Here is a 20,788-nt window from a genome sequence, read left to right as displayed (position 1 = left end):
ATCAGGCCTCCAGAATTTCAGACGCGCGCTGGATACCGGCGCGGATGCGTTGATAGGTGGCGCAGCGGCAGGCATTGCCGGACATGTACTCGTCAATCTCCTGAGCCGACGGTTTCGGGTTCTCGGACAGCAGCCCGACAGCCGACATCACCTGACCCGACTGGCAGTAGCCGCACTGGACGACATCCAGTTCGACCCAGGCCTGTTGTATGGCAGCGCCGATCCTGTCGTCACCGACAGCTTCGATGGTCGTGACTTCGGCGCCGTCGACGTCTTCAATGAAAGTCTGGCACGAACGGACGGGTTCACCGTTCAGATGCACGGTGCAGGCCCCGCAGGATGCAACGCCACAGCCGAATTTCGTGCCGGTCAGTTTCAGTTCGTCTCGGATCACCCAGAGAAGAGGCGTTCCGGGTTCGGCCTCAACCTCGTGGGTCTTGCCGTTCAGGTTCAATGTAAGAGCCATGATGAGGGGGTCTCCTGTTGGTGCTGGTTTCCGCAATTGGTAAACTCGCGGGTTTACTCATGGCATATAATTTTGCCTCTGTAAACTTCTGCGTTTACCTAGTGTTTGACCAAGGCGCGTCAACAGGTCTATAGCTCTGACATGAACGAATGCAGCGCACATAATGCGTCCAAGCGCGCACAGATCATCGAAGCTGCCGTGGCAGAGTTCCAGGAAAAGGGCTTTGCGGCGGCCAGTATGGACCGCATTTCAGCACGGGCCGAAGTGTCCAAGCGTACGTTGTACAAGTACTTTGAAAGTAAAGAAAACCTGTTCCGCTCCATCGTGGTCGAATTGTCCAGCCGCTTTGCTGAAGTGCTGGAAATCCGGTATGAAAAAGGTCGCGATATTCGTACGCAACTGACCGAACTGGCCTGGGCCGAGGGACGTATTCTGATGCGGCCCGATGTTATTGCGATGGCCCGGATGGTGATCAGCGAAACCTTGCGCAACCCGACGCTTGCGGCGGAAGCTCAGGGCAAGCTGGACAAGACGGCGACGTTCATTGCCATGCTCAAGGATGCGGCAGAGGATGGGCAGCTTCGGATCGATGACCCGGAACGGGCCGGGCGCGAATTCATTGGCCTGATCAAGGCGCGCGCCTTCTGGCCACTGCTGTTTACGGGTGGCGCGCTTGGCGAAGCCAAGATGACGGAAACGATCGAAAGCAGTGTCCAGATGGTGATGAGCCGATATGGTGTCTGATCGGAAACAGCTGAATCCCGACGGCCGCCGTCGGGACGCCGTCAGAGGGATGTGTTAGGGCTTTTTGACTTGATTCGGGTGGGCAAGACCACTGACAGGCCATCGGATTTCGAAACATAGCAGGACGGAGGCGTTGCTGTGACAGGCAAGGCAACACAGGCTGCGCGTTTAAGCGTGGCACCCATGATGGACTGGACAGATCGCCACTGTCGCTATTTTCATCGGCTGCTCAGCGCGGAAACGTTGCTGTATACCGAGATGGTGACAGCGCCGGCGCTGGTGCGGGGCGGGGCGGTGCATCTGTTGGACCATTCTCCTGAAGAACACCCGGTTGCTTTGCAACTCGGCGGCTCTGACCCGGAAGAACTGGCACAGGCCGCGCGTTTGGGGGCTGAGGCCGGGTATGATGAGATCAATCTGAACTGCGGCTGCCCGTCGGATCGGGTTCAATCCGGCACTTTCGGCGCGGTTTTGATGAAAGATCCAGCCCGCGTTGCCGACTGCGTGACTGCCATGCGCGAAGCGGTGAACGTGGATGTCACCGTTAAATGCCGCATCGGGGTCGATGACCAGGAGCCCCAAGATGTATTGCCCGCATTTCTTGGGCACATCAGCGCGGCAGGGTGCCAAAGGGTGACGATCCATGCCCGCAAGGCGTGGTTGCAGGGGCTGAGCCCCAAGGAAAACCGGGATATTCCGCCTTTGGACTATGACCTTGTGCATCGGATGAAGGATGAGTTTTCGGATCTTCACATATCGATCAATGGCGGCATCAACACGCTGGACGAGGCAGCCTCTCATCTGGAAGCCGGTCTTGATGGCGTGATGATCGGTCGGGCCGCGTACCATCAGCCGGGCGATGTCCTGTCGGATGCTGACCGACGCATCTTTGGTACCGGAAAAACGCGTGATCCGTTCGAGATCGTTCAACACATGGTGCCTTATGTGGAACGGCATCTTGCCAATGGCGGTCGTTTGCACCAGATCACGCGTCATATGTTGGGCCTTTTCGCGGGTCGTCCCGGAGCCCGCGCATGGCGGCGCGCCTTGTCGGAAGGGGCCGTGCAGGATGGGGCCGGACCCGAGGTGATGCTGCGGGCGCTGGATCAAGTGGCGCCTATGGCAGAAGTATAAGCGGCAGGGGGAACGATGCCCGAGACGATGTTGCTGGCCCAGATGCTGGGCCTTTTGCTTGTGATCGGAGCGCTGGCCGGCGTACTTGCCGGATTGCTGGGGGTCGGCGGTGGAATCGTCTTGGTGCCCGCCTTTTTCTATGCGTTTCAAACTCTTGGCTACGGCGGTCCGCAGTTGATGCAGCTGTGTCTGGCCACGTCGCTGGCCACGATCATCGTGACGTCGGTCCGATCCGTTCTTGCGCACAACAAGAAGGGTGCGGTGGATTGGGATATCCTGCGCGGTTGGGGGCCGGGGATCGTCGTCGGTGCGATCATCGGGGTTCTGGTTGCCTCGGCCCTGCGCACCGAGGCCTTGCAGGCACTGTTCGGCATATTGGGAATGGTGATCGGGGCCTACCTGGGGCTGGGGCGTTCGGAATGGCGGCTGGGTGATGTCATGCCCGGTGGGGTAAAGCGGGCCATCCTGTCTCCTGCGGTCGGGTTTCTTTCGGTTCTGATGGGAATAGGCGGCGGCAGTTTTGGTGTGCCGCTGATGAGTCTTTACAACACGCCGATCCACCGTGCCGTGGCAACCGCGGCCGGATTTGGTGTGATCATCGCCGTGCCCTCGGTCATCGGTTTTTTGTTTCTGGATATCGCACCGGAACACCGGCCTCCGCTGACCATTGGGGCGGTCAATCTGGTGGCCTTCGGTATCGTCGTGGCAATGACGATGATCACCGCGCCCTGGGGGGTGAAGCTGGCCCATGCGATGGATCCGAAACCCTTGAAGCGCGTGTTCGCCGTGTTCCTTACGCTGGTGGCGCTCAATATGCTGCGCAAGGCGGTGGGTTTGTGAAGGATTTTGACGTCAGGGGGTGGGTGAAATTCCCCTATGATCCAGTGCTTGCGGCCTGGGTGGGCCATGCGCTGCCTGCCGCACGGGCCTCGGTAACGGACCCGGCCCATGCTGACTGGCTGGATTGTGACGGGACGTGGTTCATCGGTGTTGACGCGTTGCCCAATGACGCGCAGGGCAGGGTTGGCCGTTCGGGGCCTTTGGCAGGAACCGCCATGTCATTCATTGCTGGGCGTTATGGGCAGTTGCCGCTTCACAAAGGCCAAGTCTCGGTCATGCATCCGGGATATCCACGCCCGCGTCGGGGGGAAAACGAAGCCGCCGCGCGGTATCGCAGAAATCGGGACGCGGCCCATGTGGATGGCTTGCGCCCAATGGGGCCGGATCGCCGCCGCCGGGTCGATGAACCGCATGCCTGGATTTTGGGCATACCGCTGACCGAGGCCAGCCCGGATGCCTCGCCCATGGTGTTGTGGGAGGGCAGCCATCATATCCTGGGCGCGGCGTTCAGGCGCGCCCTTGCGGGGAAGCCACAAGAGCGTCTGCATGAAATCGATATAACGGATATCTACCAATCCGCCCGTCGCGAGGTTTTCGAAACCTGCCCGCGAATCGAACTGCCTGCAAAACCGGGCGAGGCTTACGTGTTGCACCGCCATTGCCTGCACGGGGTTGCCCCTTGGGCAGACACGGCAAACGCTGGGCCGGATGGACGGATGATCGCCTATTTCCGCCCGGAATGCGCCGGGGGTGTGGCGGAATGGGTCGAATCCTCTTAACTTCCTGTCATTGTTTGACTTTGGAGGTTTTGACCGATGATTACGGTCCATACGAATTCTGATGGTGCGTTGATTGAAGTCGAGTTGTCGGGGAAGGTCACCAGCGCCGACTACGCGGACATCTTGGTTCCTGCGATCGAAGCGGCGCTCACCGAACACGATTCCGTTCGGCTGCTGGCTATCGTGCAGCCGGAGTTCAAGGGGTATGATTTGGGTGCGGCCTGGTCCGACACCAAGCTGGGGCTCAGCCACTGGCGGGGGTTCGACCGGATCGCGGTTGTTGCCGATCAGGGCTGGGTGCAAACCAGCATCCGACTGGCGGCCCCGATCCTGCCGTGCCCGGTTCAGGTCTTTGAATTGGCCGAGCTTGAGGCCGCGCGCCGCTGGATGCGCGAGTCGCTGGGGTCCATTCACGTGACCGATCTTGAGGGCCCATGCGTGCAGATCAGCCTTTTGGGAAAACTGGACCCGGAGGAATACAAGCAGGCCGAGCGCGACCTGGACGCTTTGTTGCATGACCGGTCCGGGTTTCGGTTGCTGATCGACCTGCGGGAATTTGATGGCTGGCAGGGGTTGTCCGCTCTTGCGGCACATTTTCGTCTGGCCAGCCGCCATATCGGGCAACTGGATCGCGCGGCCATCGTCGGGGACAAAAGCTGGCAGCACATGGCACAACGTGTCGCCAGTCATGTCTTGGGCACTCGGACTCAGTTCTTTCCGTCCGAGGAAATCGAAAACGCCAAAACCTGGTTGGCCGCCGGGTAAGGACCTGCTCTGCGCCCCAACCTGCATCTTGTGATCTTGCTGCCAACGAACGGCTTGCGTGCTTTGTTCTCTGGTCAGAACAAAGCACCTTTGAGCGTGAATTGACCTAATCTGATTGGCTTGTTTCGCGGAACGAAACTCTCCACATGTTTTGAAACCGGTCTTGATACCGTGCCGGTCAAGAATTGTGACGTAAGGGAACTGGTGGGTTTTTCCGTGGAATATCTGACCTTAAGGTCAACACGGACCAAAAACCGCGTGTTTTCCCCCTAAATCTGACCGGAAATGCCCTTACCTACGCCGTGTCGCTGCGGGCCTCCACTCACGTTGAACAGATGCGTTCATGAGCTGGCCCCTCTTGGAGCTCGACCTCGGCCCGCGGCGGCACAGTTATTGGAAGCGGGAAGTTTGCGATGACATTTAAGTTGTTGATGGAAAGATTTGCTGCACGCAAGACGCCGGCATTCAAGGCGGACAAGACCAGCACGAAGCATGTCCAACATGCAACCGACAAACTCGGGACTGCAAAAACAAGCAGATCCGAAATCACTGCTCTGTTCGAGTCAGAGCTGCGCGGGCACGAGCCGAACGGACCTGCCCGCGACAATTCTTGAGAACACAGGGATTTGCCCCGATGCAGACCGGTTGAATTCAGGAACCGTTCAGCCGCGCTGCACGCCCGCCACGACGTTTGCTAAGGCGCGGCTTTCTGGTTGGCAGGTTTTCCATGATTTCGGCGCGTTCGCGGCTGTCCATCTTGGACCAGCGGGTGATTTCATCAATCGTGCGATAGCAGCCGGTACAGATACGTTCAGTCGGGTGAACGACACAGATCTGGACACAAGGGCTTTCGACCTCATTCCTTTTCCAAACCATATTCGTCATCACTGGTCTCCGACCCGTTGCAAAAAGCGCAGCCTGTCCAGCGCCCCTTGCAAGATATAGCTGGCCGCAACGTGATCAATAACCTGTCCGCGACGTTTTCGTGTCGTATCCGCCTCAAGCAGTGCTTTTTCTGCCGCAACCGTGCTGAGCCGTTCGTCCCAAAATCCGATGGGCAAATCGGTCAGGCGGGACAAATTGCGCGCAAATGCCCGCGTTGACTGGCATCTTGGCCCTTCGCTGCCATCCATGTTCTTTGGCAGGCCCAGCAAGATGCCCCCGATCTCGCGATCGGTTACAATTTCGATCAGGCGCGCGGAATCGAGCGTGAATTTCTTGCGCCGTACCGTTTCCAGCGGGCTGGCGACGCCGCGCATCCGGTCGGACACTGCGACTCCGATTGTCTTTTCCCCAAGGTCCAGCCCCATCAGGGCACTCATAGGTTGCAGCGCTGCTGCAAAATCTTCGATAGCGTCATGGATCATTGAGCGATCCCGGCCTGAAGGGCCGCCGCATCGATGATCTGCAGCGCCTCTGAGTTGCCGGCAAACACTTCCATGGCCTCATCGCGAATATCGATGGCACGCTGGCCCTGGCCCAGAACGCCCAAGGCGGCGATCAGGCGGGCCCATTCCTCGGGGGACCCGCCTTCTGTCGCCAGACGGTCAGACAACTGGTCCACCATGCCCTGAATCATCTGCTGCCGTTCTTCGGGGCTCAGCTCTGCGGCGGCGGCCATGTCTTCCTGACTGGGGCCAGGTGCCGTGCTCAGATCCGGTGCATTGAATACACCGGCCCGAAAGGCCAGTTCGTCGATCTGAGCCCGAATTGCTTCGGCCCAGGGCGCACCTGCCGGGGATTCCCGCAACGTTTCGACCCACATGCGATAGGCAAGGTCCGGCCGCCCGATCTGGGCCAGCATCTGCCCCCAATAATAGCGCGCCGGGCCGTGACGGGGGTCACGGTTCAGCGCTTCGATCAGCGCCTGTTCCGCTTCGGGTGAGACATATCCACCTGCGGCCAGAATCATCATTTCTGCCAGGTCCGCATAGGTATCAGCCGTGGCACTGTCGCCGGACAGCTCGATCACCTTTTGCTGTGCGGTGTACCCGTCCTTGAAGTTGCCCGCATTCGTCTCGTGCTGCGCCAGCAGCATCTGACCCTGCAAATCGTCTGGCCGGTTCGCAACCGTTTCACGCAACTGCTTCAGCAGGTTCGCATAGCTTTCGTCCAACTGCGCAGGTTGGGGCGGGGTCGCCAGCTCTTCCGCGGCGCTTTGGGATGGCCGGTTGGCGCGCACTTCCTTGGCCAGTTCCAACCGTGCGGTCAGCGGCATATCGGGCAATCCGACGGCCCCGGTGCGATGATACATCGCCAATGCGCCACCGATCAGAAGCAGCGAGATGGCCAGGATCGACAACGCTGAAACGGTACGAGAAGGTCCGGCGCCGGCGCCCTCTTTCTTCATCTGGTCATCTGCGGCCAGAATGCGACGGGAAATTTCCGTGCGCACCCGTTCCGCGTCGGCCTCGCCAATGACCCCGCGCGCCAGATCCCGATCCACACCGGCCAACTGTTCGCGATAAACCCGCAGATCGTATGCGGCCGCGGGTTCATCCCCACGGCGTTTGCGCAGCAGGGTAAAGCTGAGAAAAGCTGCGATCAGCAGCGCGACAAGAAAAATCAGAACCCAGAACGTCATGGTCCCTCCGAGGATGCTGCCCTGACTTAGACCTGTGAGGCGTCCGACAAAAGGGACAAATGGCCGCGAATGAGCGACATGTCGCAATAGTGCTATATTGCGGCGTTGCACGGCAGGGCTAAAATGCACTCACACGGCATATCTGCGCCCAATCACCGAACCGGATGGATTCGCACATGAAACACTATTCAGCCTTTGCTGTGGCGCGGGAAGCTCTGCGCTATCACACCGGATGGGAGCGCGCCTGGCGCTCACCCGAACCCAAGAAGCGTTATGACGTCATCATCGTTGGTGCTGGCGGTCATGGTCTGGCGACCGCGTATTACCTTGGCAAGAACTATGGCATCCAGAATGTCGCGGTTATCGAAAAAGGCTGGCTGGGCGGCGGCAATACCGGCCGCAACACGACGATCATCCGTTCGAACTATCTGCAAGACCCGTCTGCCGCGATCTACGAGAAAGCGCGCAGCCTTTACGAGGACCTGAGCCAGGAGCTGAACTACAACATCATGTTCAGCCCGCGCGGTGTCATCATGCTGGCACAGACCCAGCACGAGATCCGCGGCTACCAGCGCACGGCCCATGCCAACGCGCTGCAAGGTGTAAAGACGGAATGGATCGGTCCCGAACGCGTCAAACAACTGGTGCCTATCATCAACCTGGACGGCCCCCGGTATCCGGTTCTGGGCGGCCTTTGGCAGGAACGCGGGGGCACGGCGCGCCACGACGCGGTGGCGTGGGGTTATGCGCGTGCCTGTTCGGCGATGGGTATGGACATCATCCAGCAATGCGAAGTCACCGGTATACGCTCGGATAACGGTCGCGTCGTCGGGGTCGACACCACCAAGGGTGCCATCGATTGTGACAAGCTGGGCATCGTCGTCGCGGGCCATTCGGGTCAGTTGGCCGAAATGGCGGGCTTCCGCCTGCCGCTGGAGGCCGTTGCCTTGCAGGCGCTGGTATCCGAGCCGATCAAACCCTGCATGGATGTGGTGGTGATGGCCAACACCGTGCACGGCTATATGTCACAATCCGACAAGGGCGAAATGGTGATCGGTGGCGGCACCGATGGGTTCAACAACTTCACGCAGCGCGGGTCGTTCCATCATATCGAGGAAACCGTGCGGGCGCTGGTCGAAACCTTCCCGATGATCTCGCGTCTGAAGATGCTGCGCCAGTGGGGTGGGATCGTGGACATGACAGGTGACCGCTCGCCCATCCTGTCGAAAACACCGCTACAGGGCTGCTTTATCAATGGCGGCTGGGGTACCGGTGGCTTCAAGGCGATTCCGGGTTCGGGCTGGGGGATGGCGCAGCTGATGGCGACGGGCCACTCACCGCTGACCGAAGCCTTCTCGATGGACCGCTTCAAAGAAGGCCGCTTCATCGACGAAAGCGTCGCCGCCGGGGTGGCGCACTAGGGGGATTCCCGAAGGTGCCAGAAAACAGAATTCAGGTCGGCCCCCGCGCCGACCGACCGCCAAAAGGATGACAACATGCTAATCCTGAATTGCCCCTATTGCGGCGTAGACGCCGAAGAAACCGAACTGGCTGCCGGCGGCGAAGCGCATCTGAAGCGTTTCGGCCCGGGCTCGTCCGATGACGAATTCCACGACTATCTGTTCATGCGTGAAAACCCGAAAGGTGTTCATTTTGAACGCTGGCGCCACGCCAATGGCTGCGGCAAGTGGTTCCACGCCGCGCGCTGCACGCAGACACTCGAAGTGTTCGGCACCTATTCCGCGCAGGTCACCGAGCCGCCGCAGGACATCAAGGATGCCATCACTGCCAAACGGCCCGGCTGGACGTGGAGAGAGTTCTCCTGATGCTTCATCTTTTCAAAAATACTCCCGCCGGAGGCTTTGACGCCTCCACATGCGAAAGGTCAGCGACATGAGCACCCGTCTCGCAAAACAAGGCCGGCTGATTGACCGGTCGAAAAAGGTATCATTCACCTTCAACGGAACCTCGATGCAGGCATATGAGGGGGATACGCTTGCCTCGGCCCTGCTGGCCAATGACCAGATGATGGTTGGCCGGTCGTTCAAATACCACCGACCCCGCGGCGTTGTCGCCAGCGGCGCGGAAGAGCCGAACGCGCTTGTCGGTCTGGGACAGGGCAACCGGTTCGAACCGAACCAGCGCGCCACCACGACCGAGGTGTTCAACGGCTTGACCGCAATCTCACAGAATCATTGGCCAAGCCTTGAACATGATATCGGCGCGGTCAACACGGCCTTTGCCCGGTTCCTTCCGGCCGGCTTCTACTACAAGACGTTCATCCACCCCAAACCCTTCTGGAAACACGTCTACGAACCTTTCATCCGGCAGTCGGCGGGATTGGGTAAGGCGCCCGACAAGGACAACCGGGATGCCGACACTTATGAGCACTTCTACGCCTTTACCGATGTTCTGGTGATCGGCGGTGGTGTGGCTGGTTTGCAGGCGGCCAAGGCGGCGGCACAGTCCGGTGCCAAGGTTCTGCTGATCGAGCAGACCGCGCACTGGGGCGGTCGCGCTCCGGTTGACGGCGGCACCGTCAATGGTGAGCCTGTGGATAAGTTCGTGGAGCAATTGGTTTCCGAACTCGAAACAATGGACAGCGTCATCATGCGCAAGCGCTGCATGGGAGCGGGTGTTTATGACCATGGTTATGTGTTGGGATACGAACGTCTGACCGACCACACGCCGGGCGTGCAAGGCCCGCGCCATCGCTTGTGGCGCATTCGTGCCAAGCAAATTGTGACGGCAACGGGTGCAATTGAAAGACCATTGTCCTTTGCTGGCAACGATGTTCCGGGTGTGATGCTGGCTTCGGCCATGCGCGATTATGTCGTGAACTGGGGGGTGACGCCGGGGGATCGTGTCATCGTTGCCACCAACAATGATGACGCTTACCGCACCGCGATCATCCTGAAACAGGCCGGTGTGGATGTTTTGCGTATTGTTGACGCACGGGCAACGGCTGGACCTCTAGCGGAAGAAGCCCGCCAGTTGGGTATCCGCGTCGACCCGGGCAAGGCCATTGCCAAGGTCAAAGGCGGCAAGCGCGTCAAAAAGGTTGCCATCTGCAATCAGGAAGGTGTCGGCGGCGCGCGTGAAGAGGTCGAGGCGGATGCGGTCGCCATGTCTGGCGGCTGGTCTCCGGTCGTGCACATGTGGTCCCATTGCGGAGGCAAGCTGATCTGGGACGACGCGAACGCGCATTTCCGGCCGGATCCCGAGCGTCCGCCGCTGGGGGCCGACGGCAAGGGGTTCGTTGTTGCTGCTGGCGCGTCCAACGGTCCTCTGGCATTGCAAGATGTACTGACAGACGCCCATGCCGCCGGCAAGGCGGCTGCCAAGGCGGCTGGCTTCAAGCCCAAGAACACCAAGGCGCCCGCAGGTGAGACAACCGTCGAGGCGCCGATGGAAGCGGTCTGGCTCATGCCGGCAAATGCCGAAGTTCAATTGCGCATGAAATCGTGGCTGGATTTCCAGAACGACGTCAAGGTTTCAGACGTCCAGCTGGCCGCGCGCGAAGGGTATGAAAGCGTCGAACACACCAAGCGATATACCACTCTGGGTATGGCGACCGATCAGGGTAAGTTGAGCAATATCAACGGATTGGCGATCCTTGCTGATGCACTGGAATCCGAAATTCCCAAGGTTGGCACAACCACCTTCCGCCCGCCTTATACGCCCATCTCGATGGGCGCGATCGGCGGTGAGGCACGCGGCGATGTATTCCAACCGATCCGTCAGACACCGATGCACAACTGGCACGACAGGAACGGCGCCGATTGGGAGCCGGTCGGTCACTGGCGCCGGGCCTATGCCTATATCCGCCCCGGTGAATCCGTGCACGACGCGGTCAATCGCGAGGTCAAGAACACCCGCGAGAACCTCGGCCTGCTGGATGCCTCGACGCTGGGCAAACTGATCGTCAAAGGCCCGGATGCCGGCAAGTTCCTCGACATGATGTACACCAACATGATGTCGACGCTGAAGGTCGGCAAGTGTCGCTATGGCCTGATGTGTTCTGAAAACGGCTTTCTGATCGACGACGGCGTTGTCGCTCGCATCGACGAGGACACATGGCTGTGCCACACCACCACCGGCGGGGCCGAGCGTATCCATGGTCACATGGAAGAATGGCTTCAGACCGAATGGTGGGACTGGAAAGTCTATGTCGCCAACGTGACCGAGCAATACGCGCAGGTCGCCGTGGTCGGCCCCAACGCCCGCAAGGTGCTGGAGAAGCTGGGCGGCATGGATGTCAGCAAAGAGGCGCTGCCCTTCATGGAATGGCGCGATGGCAAGATCGGAGGCTTCGATTGCCGGGCCTACCGCATTTCGTTCTCGGGCGAGCTGTCTTATGAAATCGCCGTTCCCGCCAGCCAGGGTCAGGCGTTCTGGGATGCCTTGATGGAGGCAGGCAAAGAGTTTGGCGTCATGCCGTACGGAACCGAATGCCTGCACATCCTGCGGGCCGAGAAGGGCTTTATCATGATCGGGGACGAGACCGACGGCACCGTGATCCCGCAGGATCTGGGGCTGCACTGGGCGCTGTCCAAGAAGAAAGAGGATTATCTGGGCAAACGCGCCCATTCCCGCAGCCACATGGCGGATCCCGCGCGCTGGAAACTGGTCGGTCTCGAGACTGTGGATGGATCGGTTCTGCCGGATGGTGCTTATGCGGTGGGCGAGGGCGTCAATGCCAACGGTCAGCGCAACATGATCGGCCGTGTGACGTCGACATATTACTCGGCCAATCTGGGCAAAGGCATCGCCATGGGGCTGATCAAACACGGCCCCGACCGCATGGGCGAGATCGTCGAGTTCCCGGGTACCGACGGCAAAACCTACAAAGCCAAGATCGTGGACCCGATCTTTTATGACAAGGACGGGGAGAAGCAGAATGTCTGAACCCATCAGCGCATTGAACCACGCAAGCTATGACGGCATCGCCCAGGTCAAGGAATGCGGCCTGCAAGGCATGATCACCCTGCGCGGCGACCTGTCCGACAAGGTGCTGGCCAAGGCCGTCAAGGATGCGACCGGCCAGAAAATACCCGGTCAGCGCGAGGCGCTTGTGACCGGCGACACCGGCGTGGCTTGGATGTCGACCGACGAGTTGCTGGTTCTGGTGCCTTATGCCGAGGTCGAAGCCAAACTGGCCGACATGGTCGGTGCCCTGAGTGGCACCCATGCTTTGGCGGTCAACGTCTCGGATGCCCGCGCCGTCTTCAGCGTCTCTGGTGCCAGCGCCCGCGAAGTTCTGGGCAAGGTCGCACCTGTCGATCTGTCGGCGGATGCTTTCCAGCCTGGCCAGATCCGCCGCACGCGTCTGGCGCAGGTGGCTGGTGCTTTCTGGATGGATGATGAACAGACCTTCCGCGTGGTCTGCTTCCGTTCGGCAGCGGATTATGTGTTCAAACTGCTCAAGGTGGCAGCACAGCCCGGCAGTGAGGTCGGGGTCTACTGAACAAAAAAAGCCCCGGTTCCACCGGGGCTTTTTCTTACTTGACTGTCGAACAGGTCCCGACCCCAAAAGGCTTGTTCGCGAAGTTTCCCTGAACAAATGCCATGCGGACGGCGACTGTGTTGTCGGATGGTTTCAGGTTCGCTTGATATCGAACACGGACATTGCCGCCGGCAGCCATTTTTTGATCGAGGTTCCAGATAATACGATACCCCTTGGCGCCGCGGTTTTTGAATTTTGCCTTGGCCCAATCCTGGTACGACGTGGCGGCCATCGCCGAAGTTGCGGCGGGGTCAATCTGGAAAGCATACTCTGGCGCGATCCAGCCATGGGCGTCCTGTTTGGTCATTTTGCAATGATAGGTAACTGTTTCGGCGGCAGCGGTTTATGCAAGCACCGCGGCGGCGACAATCAGGAAAAGTCTTTTCATTTTATCCGGTTGGCTGTGATTTCTTATGTAGGCACTCAAAGCGATACATCTCACAGATGCAAGCAGGACTTCGCGTAAGCGAAGAAAAAATCGGCTGACGTTCTACCCTTGCAAGAGAACGGTGTGAAAACGGCTCAGACCGTCTTTGGTCAGCAAGTCCGAAACCTTCAGGGGGTGCGCTTTGTCGTCCGACAGCCCCGAATAAAACCCCAGCTCATCCATCAAAGCGCTGACACGTTCGTGCCTCTCGTTTTCCGGCAGCAGAGGCGCGTGAAGAGACAGAAGAAGGGCGGGGCGGTGTTCCTTCAGCCACGCGGACAAAGTGGGTGCGACAATGAATTCCGCCCCTTCGATGTCCATCTTGACCAGCGACACCCGCGACAAATCGTTCGCCGCTTCGAACTGGTCCCAGGCGATCGTCAACGCATCAGACCCATGCGCCCCGTCGTGCAGAAGGGAACTGGTGGAATCCCCGGGTTCACCGCGTACAGAGGCCATGCGAGCCACGGCAAACCGATCTGACAGGGCGACCCCGAAGGCCGAGACGTTCTGAATGCCGTTCAGATCAAGGTTCCATGCCAGGTGCCGGAACGCGGTCGGGTCAGGCTCAAAACACCAGACATGCCGCGCCTTGCGTGCGCCGTACAGGACCGTCGGGCCAATCCACGCCCCGATATCCAGATAGTCGCCTTGCGGGGACAGGAACCGGTCAAGAACTGCGAATGTTTCAGGTTCCCACGCGCCCGAAGTGGCCTTGCGCCAGAACTTCGAATGATACGGGTCCAGACGAAAGCGCTCGCCGTTCAGATTGCCCGCATAATATCCGCGGGTGCGATAGAACATCTTGCGCACCTGTGTCAGCATCGTCTGCCTCCGGGTTTTCTTGTCTCGGCCCTTGACCTGCGGCGGTTGCCAAAGCATTTAACCTTGGGAACCGCAACTTACATTTAAACAGGGGGCCGACATGGCTTTTGAACTTCCTGATCTTCCTTATGCACATGACGCGCTGGCAGCCAAGGGTATGTCCGCGGAAACGTTGGAATATCACCACGACCTGCACCACAAGGCCTATGTCGACAACGGCAACAAGCTGATCGCCGGCACCGAGTGGGACGGCAAGTCGCTGGAAGAGATCATCGTTGGCACTTACGACGCAAACGCCGTGGCACAAAACGGCATCTTCAACAACATCAGCCAGTTGTGGAACCACAACCAGTTCTGGGAGATGATGGGGCCGGGCGAGTCCAAGATGCCGGGCGAGCTGGAAAAGGCTCTGACAGAAAGCTTTGGTTCGGTTGACGAATTCAAATCGCAATTCAGCGCTGCCGGTGCCGGTCAGTTCGGTTCGGGCTGGGCGTGGCTGGTCAAGAATGCCGATGGCTCGCTGGCCGTCACCAAAACCGAGAACGGTGTTAACCCGCTCTGTTTTGGTCAGACCGCGCTGCTGGGTTGCGATGTTTGGGAGCACTCCTACTACATCGATTTCCGCAACAAGCGCCCGGCTTACCTGTCGAACTTCCTCGACAATCTGGTGAACTGGGAAAACGTCGCATCCCGGATGTAACGTATTGAACCGACGTCGGTTCATAAAGGGCCTGCTGGCGGTGACGCTGGCAGGCCTTGTCACGGCCGCCTACGGGTTCGTCATTGAACCCGCGGTTCGTTTGCGCGTGCGCAAATGGCGCATTCAGCGGGACGACTGGACAGCGCCGCCGCTCAGAATCGCCGTACTGTCCGATTTGCATGTGGGCGAGCCCTATGTCGGCCTGAACCGCGTAAAGCAGGTGGTCCGCCGAACCAATGCGCTGGCTCCGGACGTGATCCTTCTGCTGGGTGATTTCTTTGCAAGCCACAAAGGTGTGTCGGACACGGTCAAGATGCAGGACCTGGCACCCGTGCTTGCCGGGCTTGAGGCGAAGAATGGTGTCTTTGCCGTGCTGGGCAATCACGACTGGTGGGATGACAGGACGGCGCAGCGGCGCGGATCCGGGCCCAATCGCTATGCCAAGATCCTGGAACAGAATGGCATTTCGGTGTTGTCCAATGCTGCCATCAAACTCGAGGCTCCGGGCATCTGGCTGGCCGGGCTTGAGGATCAGCTAGCGATCTGGCGCAAAGGCAAACCACAAGGATTGGACGATCTGGCGGGTACTCTGGCGCAGATCACCGATGACGCTCCGGTTGTGATGATGGCGCATGAGCCCGATGTTTTTCCCACTGTGCCCGAGCGGGTGGCCTTGACCCTTTCGGGGCACACACATGGTGGCCAGGTGCGCCTGTTCGGCTGGTCGCCCGTCGTGCCATCGAAATTCGGCAATCGCTATGCCTATGGCCATGTACGCGAAGATGGGCGCGATCTGGTGGTGTCGGGCGGTATCGGATGTTCAATCCTGCCGGTTCGACTGGGCGTGACGCCCGAAATCACCGTTGTCGAGATGTCCGCCTAAAGGGTTGATGACCGACCGGTGAAAACCCGCCGATACGTGCGCTTTCTGCATGACGGTATCTTGTTTGCTGCTTTCCAATGCACATCTCTGTAAGGCAGAGGGAGAGAACTGCTTGTCAATTCAAACAATGATCGGGCTGCGCACTGCTGGTGCGTGAACGACCCCGCATGTCCGGCAGGTCGAGAGATACCCAGAAAACAACCTTAACAGGAGATCGCAATGGTCGCACTTACACAGGGAACTTGGGTTATTGTTGCAGATGGAGAGAAAGCGCTGGTGATGGAGAATATCACCGATGCCGACGATCCCAACCTTGTCGTCGTCGCTGTTGAAGAACAAGACGGCCCGACCGGGAAACCGACTGACCGCGCAGGTCGTCGCAACGACGGCGGACCGAAACAGAAATCGGCAGTTGAAGAACCCACGTGGAAGGCACACGCAAAATCTCTGTTCGTGCAGGATCTGGCGAATCTGTTGAATCGGAAGGGGCTGAAAGGGGCCTATGACCGGCTGGTTCTTGTGGCAAGCCCACAGGTTCTGGGTCTGTTGCGGCGTCGTTTGCACAGCGAGGTGCTGGGAAAGGTCGTGGCCGAGGTCAACAAGACCCTGACCAATCATCCTTTGCACAAGGTCGAGCAGGTGGTACGCCACAGTCTGCAACCCAAGGCCAGACTGGCCTGATCAATACGGCGGGCGGCTCAACCGCCCGCACGGCTTTCCATCCTCAGGTCAGTTTGTCTCGCAAGGCGCTCATGGCTGTATCGGCGTCTTCTACCCAGGTGATGAAATCCGCCAGAGACGTGTCGGCAAAGCCTTGCCCGATCACCTGGTCCAACAATGTGTGCAACGCGTCCCAATAGCCATTCACATTGACCACGACGATGGGTTTGTCATGCAGCCCAAGCTGGCGCCAGGTCAGCGCCTCGAACAACTCGTCCAGCGACCCCGGACCGCCGGGCAGAACAACGACGGCGTCGGCGTTCATGATCATGACCTTCTTGCGCTCGTGCATTGTCTCGGTGATCACGAAATGGGTCAGATCCGTCTTCCCGACCTCACGCTTGACCAGATGCACCGGAATGACGCCGAAAGTTTCACCACCGGCATTCTGTGCGGCACGGGCCACTTCACCCATCAAACCGACATCTCCGGCTCCGTAGACCAGCCGCCAGCCTTCCTGCGCCAGCAGGCTGCCAAACTGCCGTGCAGTTTCAGAATAAGCCTTCTCGGCTCCATTGCGTGACCCGCAGTACACACAGATTGATTTCTGAGACATCAAAGGGGGGCTCCGGGGTTGTGTCAGGGGTTTTGACCCGTGATAGCGGGATTGATAGATTGGCTCAACTGTCCGTCGGAAAGCTTTTCAACGCAAAGCTTTTGCCCGGCGGAGTGAAAGGAAAATAATGGACGCCAAATCGGGAAACGGAAGCTCGGGCAATTTCATCTGGGGGGTGATTGCGGGTCTTGTTGCGATATTGGGCGCGGGTGGATTGTATTTGTCCGGCGTCTTCACCAAAGCGCCCGAGCCGAGGGCCCCGCAGGAAACCGCATCCGCCGTAGCCCCGGAACCTGAAAAGCAGGAGACGCAGGTCTCGGAACCGGAAACGGCTGAACAGGCAGTTCCTGCGGATGAAGGGCCCACGACCGAGCCTGCCGAGGACACACGTGAAGCGGCCGAAGCCTCTGACGCGGATACTGCCGCTGCTGAGCCGGAAGATTCCGCGCCTGCGCCAGCGGCCCCTCCAGCGCTGGATCAGATTTTTGTTCAACCAGATGGCACGACGTTGTTGTCCGGCGATGCCGAGCCCGGCAGCCGGATCGAGGTGCTGCTGAACGGAGAACCCCTGCACACATTTTCCGTGGACGGCAGCGGCCAGTTTGCCGAATTCGTTTCGATCCCGTTCAGCGACGCGGCTCAGGGGTTGGTCCTGCAAAGCAAGGATGGCGAACGGATCGCACGGTCCGACGACTATCTGATTGCGGCTTTGCCAAAGCCGGTCGAAGAAGCACCTGTATCTGAAGAATCGCCGGCATCCGATCCGGACAGGCCGGCCGATGCCGAAGACGCCACCATCGCGACAGCCGATGCAGACATTGAGCCCGAAACGGCGACCGAAGTCCAAGCGGCGGAAACTGACGTGACCGGAACCGAAACCACGGTGCCTGAAGCCGAGGAAACGCAAACCGCCGATTTGCCGGCAGAGGCACCCGAACCGGATCAGCAGATTGCCGTGCTGCGGTCCGGCGAAGAAGGCGTTGAACTGGTGCAGCCGCCTGTGGTGCGGGATACGCCCCCCGAACAGATCGCACTGGATACCATCGGATATTCTGAGACCGGCAATGTTCAGTTGACTGGGCGTGTTCAGGACGGCGCAGCCGTTCGACTGTACCTGAACAATCGTCTGATCGCTGATCTCGACCCGCAAGAGGATGGATCCTGGCGCAGCGATCTTGAGGGGATTGATCCGGGTGTCTACACCCTGCGCGTGGATGCGGTGAATACGGACGGGACGGTGCTCAGCCGGGTTGAAACGCCGTTCAAGCGGGAACCGGTTGAAGTGTTGGATGCCGCCGTGGCGGCCAGCCAGGCCAATGCGCAGGGGGAAGCACCAGCAATTCGTTCGGTTACTGTTCAACGGGGCGACACGCTGTGGGCCATCTCGCGCGACCGGTTTGGCGACGGGATCCTGTATGTAAGGCTGTTCGAGGCCAATCGCGACCTGATCCGCGATCCGGATCTGATCTATCCGGGGCAGGTCTTCACAATACCTGAACAATAATCGACTCTGGCCCAAAAGGGCCGGGGTCACTCTCTGACCGCAGTTAAGGTACGTGATGAGACGAACATCTGCTATGACCTCGGACGATATGGTGCCGCGCGACGAGCGAAGCTCGGGCTGGCGCACGATCCGCAAAGTGACCCCCTATCTTTGGCCGCAGGATGAGCCATGGGTAAAGCGCCGCGTGGTGATTGCCATGGTCATGCTGGTGCTGGCCAAGCTGATCGCGGTCTACACGCCGATCCTTTACAAGGGTGCGGTTGACGCGCTGGCAGGTGAGGGCGTGCCACCAGTGGCGCTGGGCGCAGTCGGGCTGACGGTTGCCTATGGCGTGGCGCGGATGTTGACAGTGGGTTTTCAACAACTGCGGGACGCGGCCTTTGCGCCTGTGGGGCAAAGGGCCCTGCGGGCGCTGGCGCTCGAGACCTTTCGGCATATTCACAACCTCTCGATGCGTTACCATGTGTCCCGCCGTACCGGAGGTCTGAGCCGCATCATCGAACGGGGCGTCAAAGGCGTCGAGTTCCTGTTGCGCTTTCTGCTGTTCTCGATCGGGCCGCTGATCCTGGAGCTGCTGCTGGTGGCGATCATCCTGATGTGGCTGTTCGATGTCTGGTATCTGGTGGTTGTCGCTGTCACAATCGGTCTGTATATCTGGTTCACCTTTGCCGTGACCGAATGGCGGGTGAAGCTTCGGCGCGAGATGAACGATCAGGACACCGAAGCCAATCAGCGCGCCATCGACAGCCTGCTGAATTTCGAAACCGTCAAGTATTTCAATGCCGAAGAGCGCGAAGCTGAACGGTATGACGTGTCGATGAAAGCCTATGCCGGGGCGGCGCTGAAAACGGCATATTCGCTGGCATTTCTGAACTTTGGCCAGTCATTCCTGATCACCTGTGGTCTGATCGGAGTGATGGTTCTGGCTGCAATCGGGGTTCAGAGCGGAAACCTGACCGTAGGCGATTTTGTCATGGTCAACGCCTACATGATCCAGATCACCGTACCGCTGAATTTTCTGGGGACGGTCTATCGGGAAATCCGGCAATCGTTGGTCGATATGGGGCAGATGTTCGATCTGCTCGAACAGCCTGCCGAAGTTACCGACAAGCCCTGTGCACCCAACCTGAAGGTAGATGGCGGCGAAGTCACTCTGGACGATGTGCATTTCGGCTACGATCCGGAGAGGGAGATCCTCAAGGGTGTTTCATTGACCGTCCCGGCGGGGCAGACCGTGGCCATCGTGGGGGCAACAGGGTCGGGCAAGTCCACCATCGGGCGGCTGCTGTTCCGGTTCTACGATGTGACCAAAGGGGCGTTGAAGATCGATGGGCAGGATGTGCGGGATGTGACACAGACCAGCTTGCACGCGGCCATCGGAGTCGTGCCGCAGGACACGGTATTGTTCAACGACAGCATCCGGTACAACATTGCCTATGGCCGCGATGGAGCCACCCCGGAAGAGGTCGAGGACGCAGCCCGAGCCGCACAGATCCACGACTTCATCACCTCGCTGCCCGACGGCTATGACACTATGGTGGGTGAACGGGGGCTCAAACTCTCCGGCGGTGAGAAACAACGTGTGGGCATCGCGCGGACCTTGCTCAAGAACCCGCCGATCCTGTTGCTGGACGAGGCGACCTCGGCCCTGGACACCGATACCGAGCAGGACATCAAGGATGCGCTGGCGCGCGCAGGAGAGGGACGTACGGTTATCACCATCGCCCATCGCCTCAGCACCATTGCCGAAGCCGACCGGATCGTGGTTCTGGAAGCTGGCGAGATCATCGAACAGGGCACGCATGACGAGTTGTTGGCGCGGTCGGGGCGGTATGCGCAACTGTGGAACCGGCAGCAATCTGACGGCGAAGCAGCCTGAGGACCCAAACATGATGCGAAACATGGTATGATGCAACAAACCAGAAGGGTGCCTGCCATGATGAACCGACTGAAATCAAGACTGTCGTCCATAGTGATCGCGATTTGTCTGCCGGTCGTTGTGGCGGCCGATCCCATCGTGGGTGTCTGGAAAACTGAACCTGACCGCAAGAACCTGATTTCGCACATCAAAATTACGGCGTGTGGGGACAAGTTCTGCGGTCGGATCCTTTCGGCCTATGACGCGTCCGGCAAGGAAGTCCAGACGCCGAATATTGGCAAGAAACTGTTCTGGGACGTGGCCGGTGAAGGCGATGGAAAATATGGCGGGGGCGAGTTCTGGGTCCCGTTGATCGACGTGGATGCCGTGCCACAGATGACGTTGCAGGGGGACAAGCTGCTGGTCAAAGGATGCGAACACGAGATTTGCGCGCATCAAACGTGGTCCCGGTTGTGATGATGGTCAAATGAAAAAAG

The 20,788-nt window shown here is 59.4% G+C and carries 22 protein-coding genes; 15 read left to right on the top strand and 7 right to left on the bottom strand.

Annotation, left to right across the window (positions count from 1 at the left end):
* Position 1: 1 nt before the first annotated feature.
* Positions 2-466, bottom strand: a complete 465-nt coding sequence (locus tag AC2FF8_RS03135) for a (2Fe-2S)-binding protein (RefSeq protein WP_496878890.1) — start codon at positions 464-466, stop codon at positions 2-4.
* Between the two features lie 141 nt (positions 467-607).
* Between AC2FF8_RS03135 and AC2FF8_RS03130 the strand changes: the two genes are divergently transcribed.
* From AC2FF8_RS03130 to AC2FF8_RS03110, 5 genes are all read left to right on the top strand, one after another.
* A complete protein-coding gene (locus AC2FF8_RS03130; RefSeq protein WP_496878889.1) occupies positions 608-1,210 on the top strand; it encodes a TetR/AcrR family transcriptional regulator in 603 nt (200 codons plus the stop codon).
* Between the two features lie 138 nt (positions 1,211-1,348).
* Positions 1,349-2,344: a tRNA dihydrouridine(20/20a) synthase DusA gene (gene dusA / locus AC2FF8_RS03125; RefSeq protein WP_496878888.1), complete on the top strand. Its 996-nt coding sequence runs from the start codon at positions 1,349-1,351 to the stop codon at positions 2,342-2,344.
* Positions 2,345-2,359: 15 nt separating this feature from the next.
* Positions 2,360-3,184 carry a sulfite exporter TauE/SafE family protein gene (locus AC2FF8_RS03120; protein WP_496878887.1) on the top strand — a complete coding sequence of 275 codons (825 nt, stop codon included), beginning with the start codon at positions 2,360-2,362 and terminating at the stop codon, positions 3,182-3,184.
* A complete protein-coding gene (locus AC2FF8_RS03115) occupies positions 3,181-3,963 on the top strand; it encodes a hypothetical protein (protein WP_496878886.1) in 783 nt (260 codons plus the stop codon). Before AC2FF8_RS03120 ends, AC2FF8_RS03115 begins: the two co-directional genes overlap by 4 nt.
* Positions 3,964-3,999: 36 nt before the next feature.
* Entirely contained in the window at positions 4,000-4,728 is a 729-nt protein-coding gene (locus tag AC2FF8_RS03110) for a SpoIIAA family protein (RefSeq protein WP_496878885.1), read from the top strand.
* A 651-nt stretch (positions 4,729-5,379) separates the two neighbouring features.
* Here the strand turns inward: AC2FF8_RS03110 and AC2FF8_RS03105 are convergent.
* From AC2FF8_RS03105 to ccmI, 3 genes are read right to left on the bottom strand one after another with little or no spacing between them, the layout of a single operon-like run.
* Positions 5,380-5,613: a DUF1289 domain-containing protein gene (locus tag AC2FF8_RS03105; protein ID WP_171327948.1), complete on the bottom strand. Its 234-nt coding sequence runs from the start codon at positions 5,611-5,613 to the stop codon at positions 5,380-5,382.
* Entirely contained in the window at positions 5,613-6,095 is a 483-nt protein-coding gene (gene ruvX / locus AC2FF8_RS03100) for a Holliday junction resolvase RuvX (RefSeq protein ID WP_170343861.1), read from the bottom strand. Before ruvX ends, AC2FF8_RS03105 begins: the two co-directional genes overlap by 1 nt.
* The gene (ccmI, locus tag AC2FF8_RS03095; RefSeq protein WP_496871981.1) at positions 6,092-7,312 is read right to left on the bottom strand and encodes a c-type cytochrome biogenesis protein CcmI; all 1,221 of its coding nucleotides are present in this window, start codon (positions 7,310-7,312) and stop codon (positions 6,092-6,094) included. The genes ruvX and ccmI overlap by 4 nt, the downstream gene beginning before the upstream one ends.
* Positions 7,313-7,488: 176 nt before the next feature.
* On the opposite strand from ccmI, the gene AC2FF8_RS03090 reads away from it, so the two are divergent.
* The 4 genes from AC2FF8_RS03090 (at position 7,489) to AC2FF8_RS03075 (ending at position 12,779) form a co-directional block, all read left to right on the top strand.
* Positions 7,489-8,733 carry a sarcosine oxidase subunit beta family protein gene (locus tag AC2FF8_RS03090; RefSeq protein ID WP_170343863.1) on the top strand — a complete coding sequence of 415 codons (1,245 nt, stop codon included), beginning with the start codon at positions 7,489-7,491 and terminating at the stop codon, positions 8,731-8,733.
* A gap of 75 nt (positions 8,734-8,808) precedes the next feature.
* Positions 8,809-9,138 carry a sarcosine oxidase subunit delta gene (locus AC2FF8_RS03085; protein WP_152458389.1) on the top strand — a complete coding sequence of 110 codons (330 nt, stop codon included), beginning with the start codon at positions 8,809-8,811 and terminating at the stop codon, positions 9,136-9,138.
* 67 nt (positions 9,139-9,205) lie between these two features.
* Entirely contained in the window at positions 9,206-12,220 is a 3,015-nt protein-coding gene (locus AC2FF8_RS03080) for a sarcosine oxidase subunit alpha family protein (RefSeq protein ID WP_496878884.1), read from the top strand.
* Positions 12,213-12,779 carry a sarcosine oxidase subunit gamma gene (locus AC2FF8_RS03075; protein ID WP_496878883.1) on the top strand — a complete coding sequence of 189 codons (567 nt, stop codon included), beginning with the start codon at positions 12,213-12,215 and terminating at the stop codon, positions 12,777-12,779. Before AC2FF8_RS03080 ends, AC2FF8_RS03075 begins: the two co-directional genes overlap by 8 nt.
* Before the next feature lie 34 nt (positions 12,780-12,813).
* Here AC2FF8_RS03075 and AC2FF8_RS03070 read toward each other — a convergent pair whose 3' ends face one another.
* Both AC2FF8_RS03070 and AC2FF8_RS03065 read right to left on the bottom strand, forming a co-directional pair.
* A complete protein-coding gene (locus AC2FF8_RS03070) occupies positions 12,814-13,125 on the bottom strand; it encodes a hypothetical protein (protein WP_496878882.1) in 312 nt (103 codons plus the stop codon).
* Positions 13,126-13,308: 183 nt separating this feature from the next.
* Complete coding sequence (locus AC2FF8_RS03065) at positions 13,309-14,070, bottom strand: FkbM family methyltransferase (protein ID WP_496878881.1); 762 nt, start codon at positions 14,068-14,070, stop codon at positions 13,309-13,311.
* 100 nt (positions 14,071-14,170) lie between these two features.
* On the opposite strand from AC2FF8_RS03065, the gene AC2FF8_RS03060 reads away from it, so the two are divergent.
* The 3 genes from AC2FF8_RS03060 (at position 14,171) to AC2FF8_RS03050 (ending at position 16,334) form a co-directional block, all read left to right on the top strand.
* On the top strand, positions 14,171-14,770 hold the full coding sequence (locus tag AC2FF8_RS03060) for a superoxide dismutase (protein ID WP_171228054.1): 600 nt from the start codon (positions 14,171-14,173) through the stop codon (positions 14,768-14,770).
* A gap of 4 nt (positions 14,771-14,774) precedes the next feature.
* Positions 14,775-15,653, top strand: a complete 879-nt coding sequence (locus AC2FF8_RS03055; RefSeq protein WP_257598979.1) for a metallophosphoesterase — start codon at positions 14,775-14,777, stop codon at positions 15,651-15,653.
* A gap of 219 nt (positions 15,654-15,872) precedes the next feature.
* Positions 15,873-16,334 (top strand): host attachment family protein, encoded by a 462-nt coding sequence (locus tag AC2FF8_RS03050; RefSeq protein ID WP_170343871.1) that lies wholly within the window; start codon positions 15,873-15,875, stop codon positions 16,332-16,334.
* A 43-nt stretch (positions 16,335-16,377) separates the two neighbouring features.
* Here AC2FF8_RS03050 and AC2FF8_RS03045 read toward each other — a convergent pair whose 3' ends face one another.
* Positions 16,378-16,929 (bottom strand): LOG family protein, encoded by a 552-nt coding sequence (locus AC2FF8_RS03045; RefSeq protein ID WP_170343872.1) that lies wholly within the window; start codon positions 16,927-16,929, stop codon positions 16,378-16,380.
* A 127-nt stretch (positions 16,930-17,056) separates the two neighbouring features.
* Between AC2FF8_RS03045 and AC2FF8_RS03040 the strand changes: the two genes are divergently transcribed.
* From AC2FF8_RS03040 to AC2FF8_RS03030, 3 genes are all read left to right on the top strand, one after another.
* A complete protein-coding gene (locus tag AC2FF8_RS03040) occupies positions 17,057-18,433 on the top strand; it encodes a LysM peptidoglycan-binding domain-containing protein (RefSeq protein ID WP_496878880.1) in 1,377 nt (458 codons plus the stop codon).
* 73 nt (positions 18,434-18,506) lie between these two features.
* Positions 18,507-20,312 (top strand): ABCB family ABC transporter ATP-binding protein/permease, encoded by a 1,806-nt coding sequence (locus tag AC2FF8_RS03035; protein ID WP_170343874.1) that lies wholly within the window; start codon positions 18,507-18,509, stop codon positions 20,310-20,312.
* A gap of 57 nt (positions 20,313-20,369) precedes the next feature.
* The gene (locus tag AC2FF8_RS03030) at positions 20,370-20,768 is read left to right on the top strand and encodes a DUF2147 domain-containing protein (RefSeq protein WP_170343875.1); all 399 of its coding nucleotides are present in this window, start codon (positions 20,370-20,372) and stop codon (positions 20,766-20,768) included.
* The last annotated feature ends 20 nt before the right edge of the window (positions 20,769-20,788 follow it).

This window comes from Ruegeria sp. YTSA144 (genome assembly GCF_059610125.1).
This window is presented reverse-complemented; position numbering and strand designations above follow the sequence as displayed.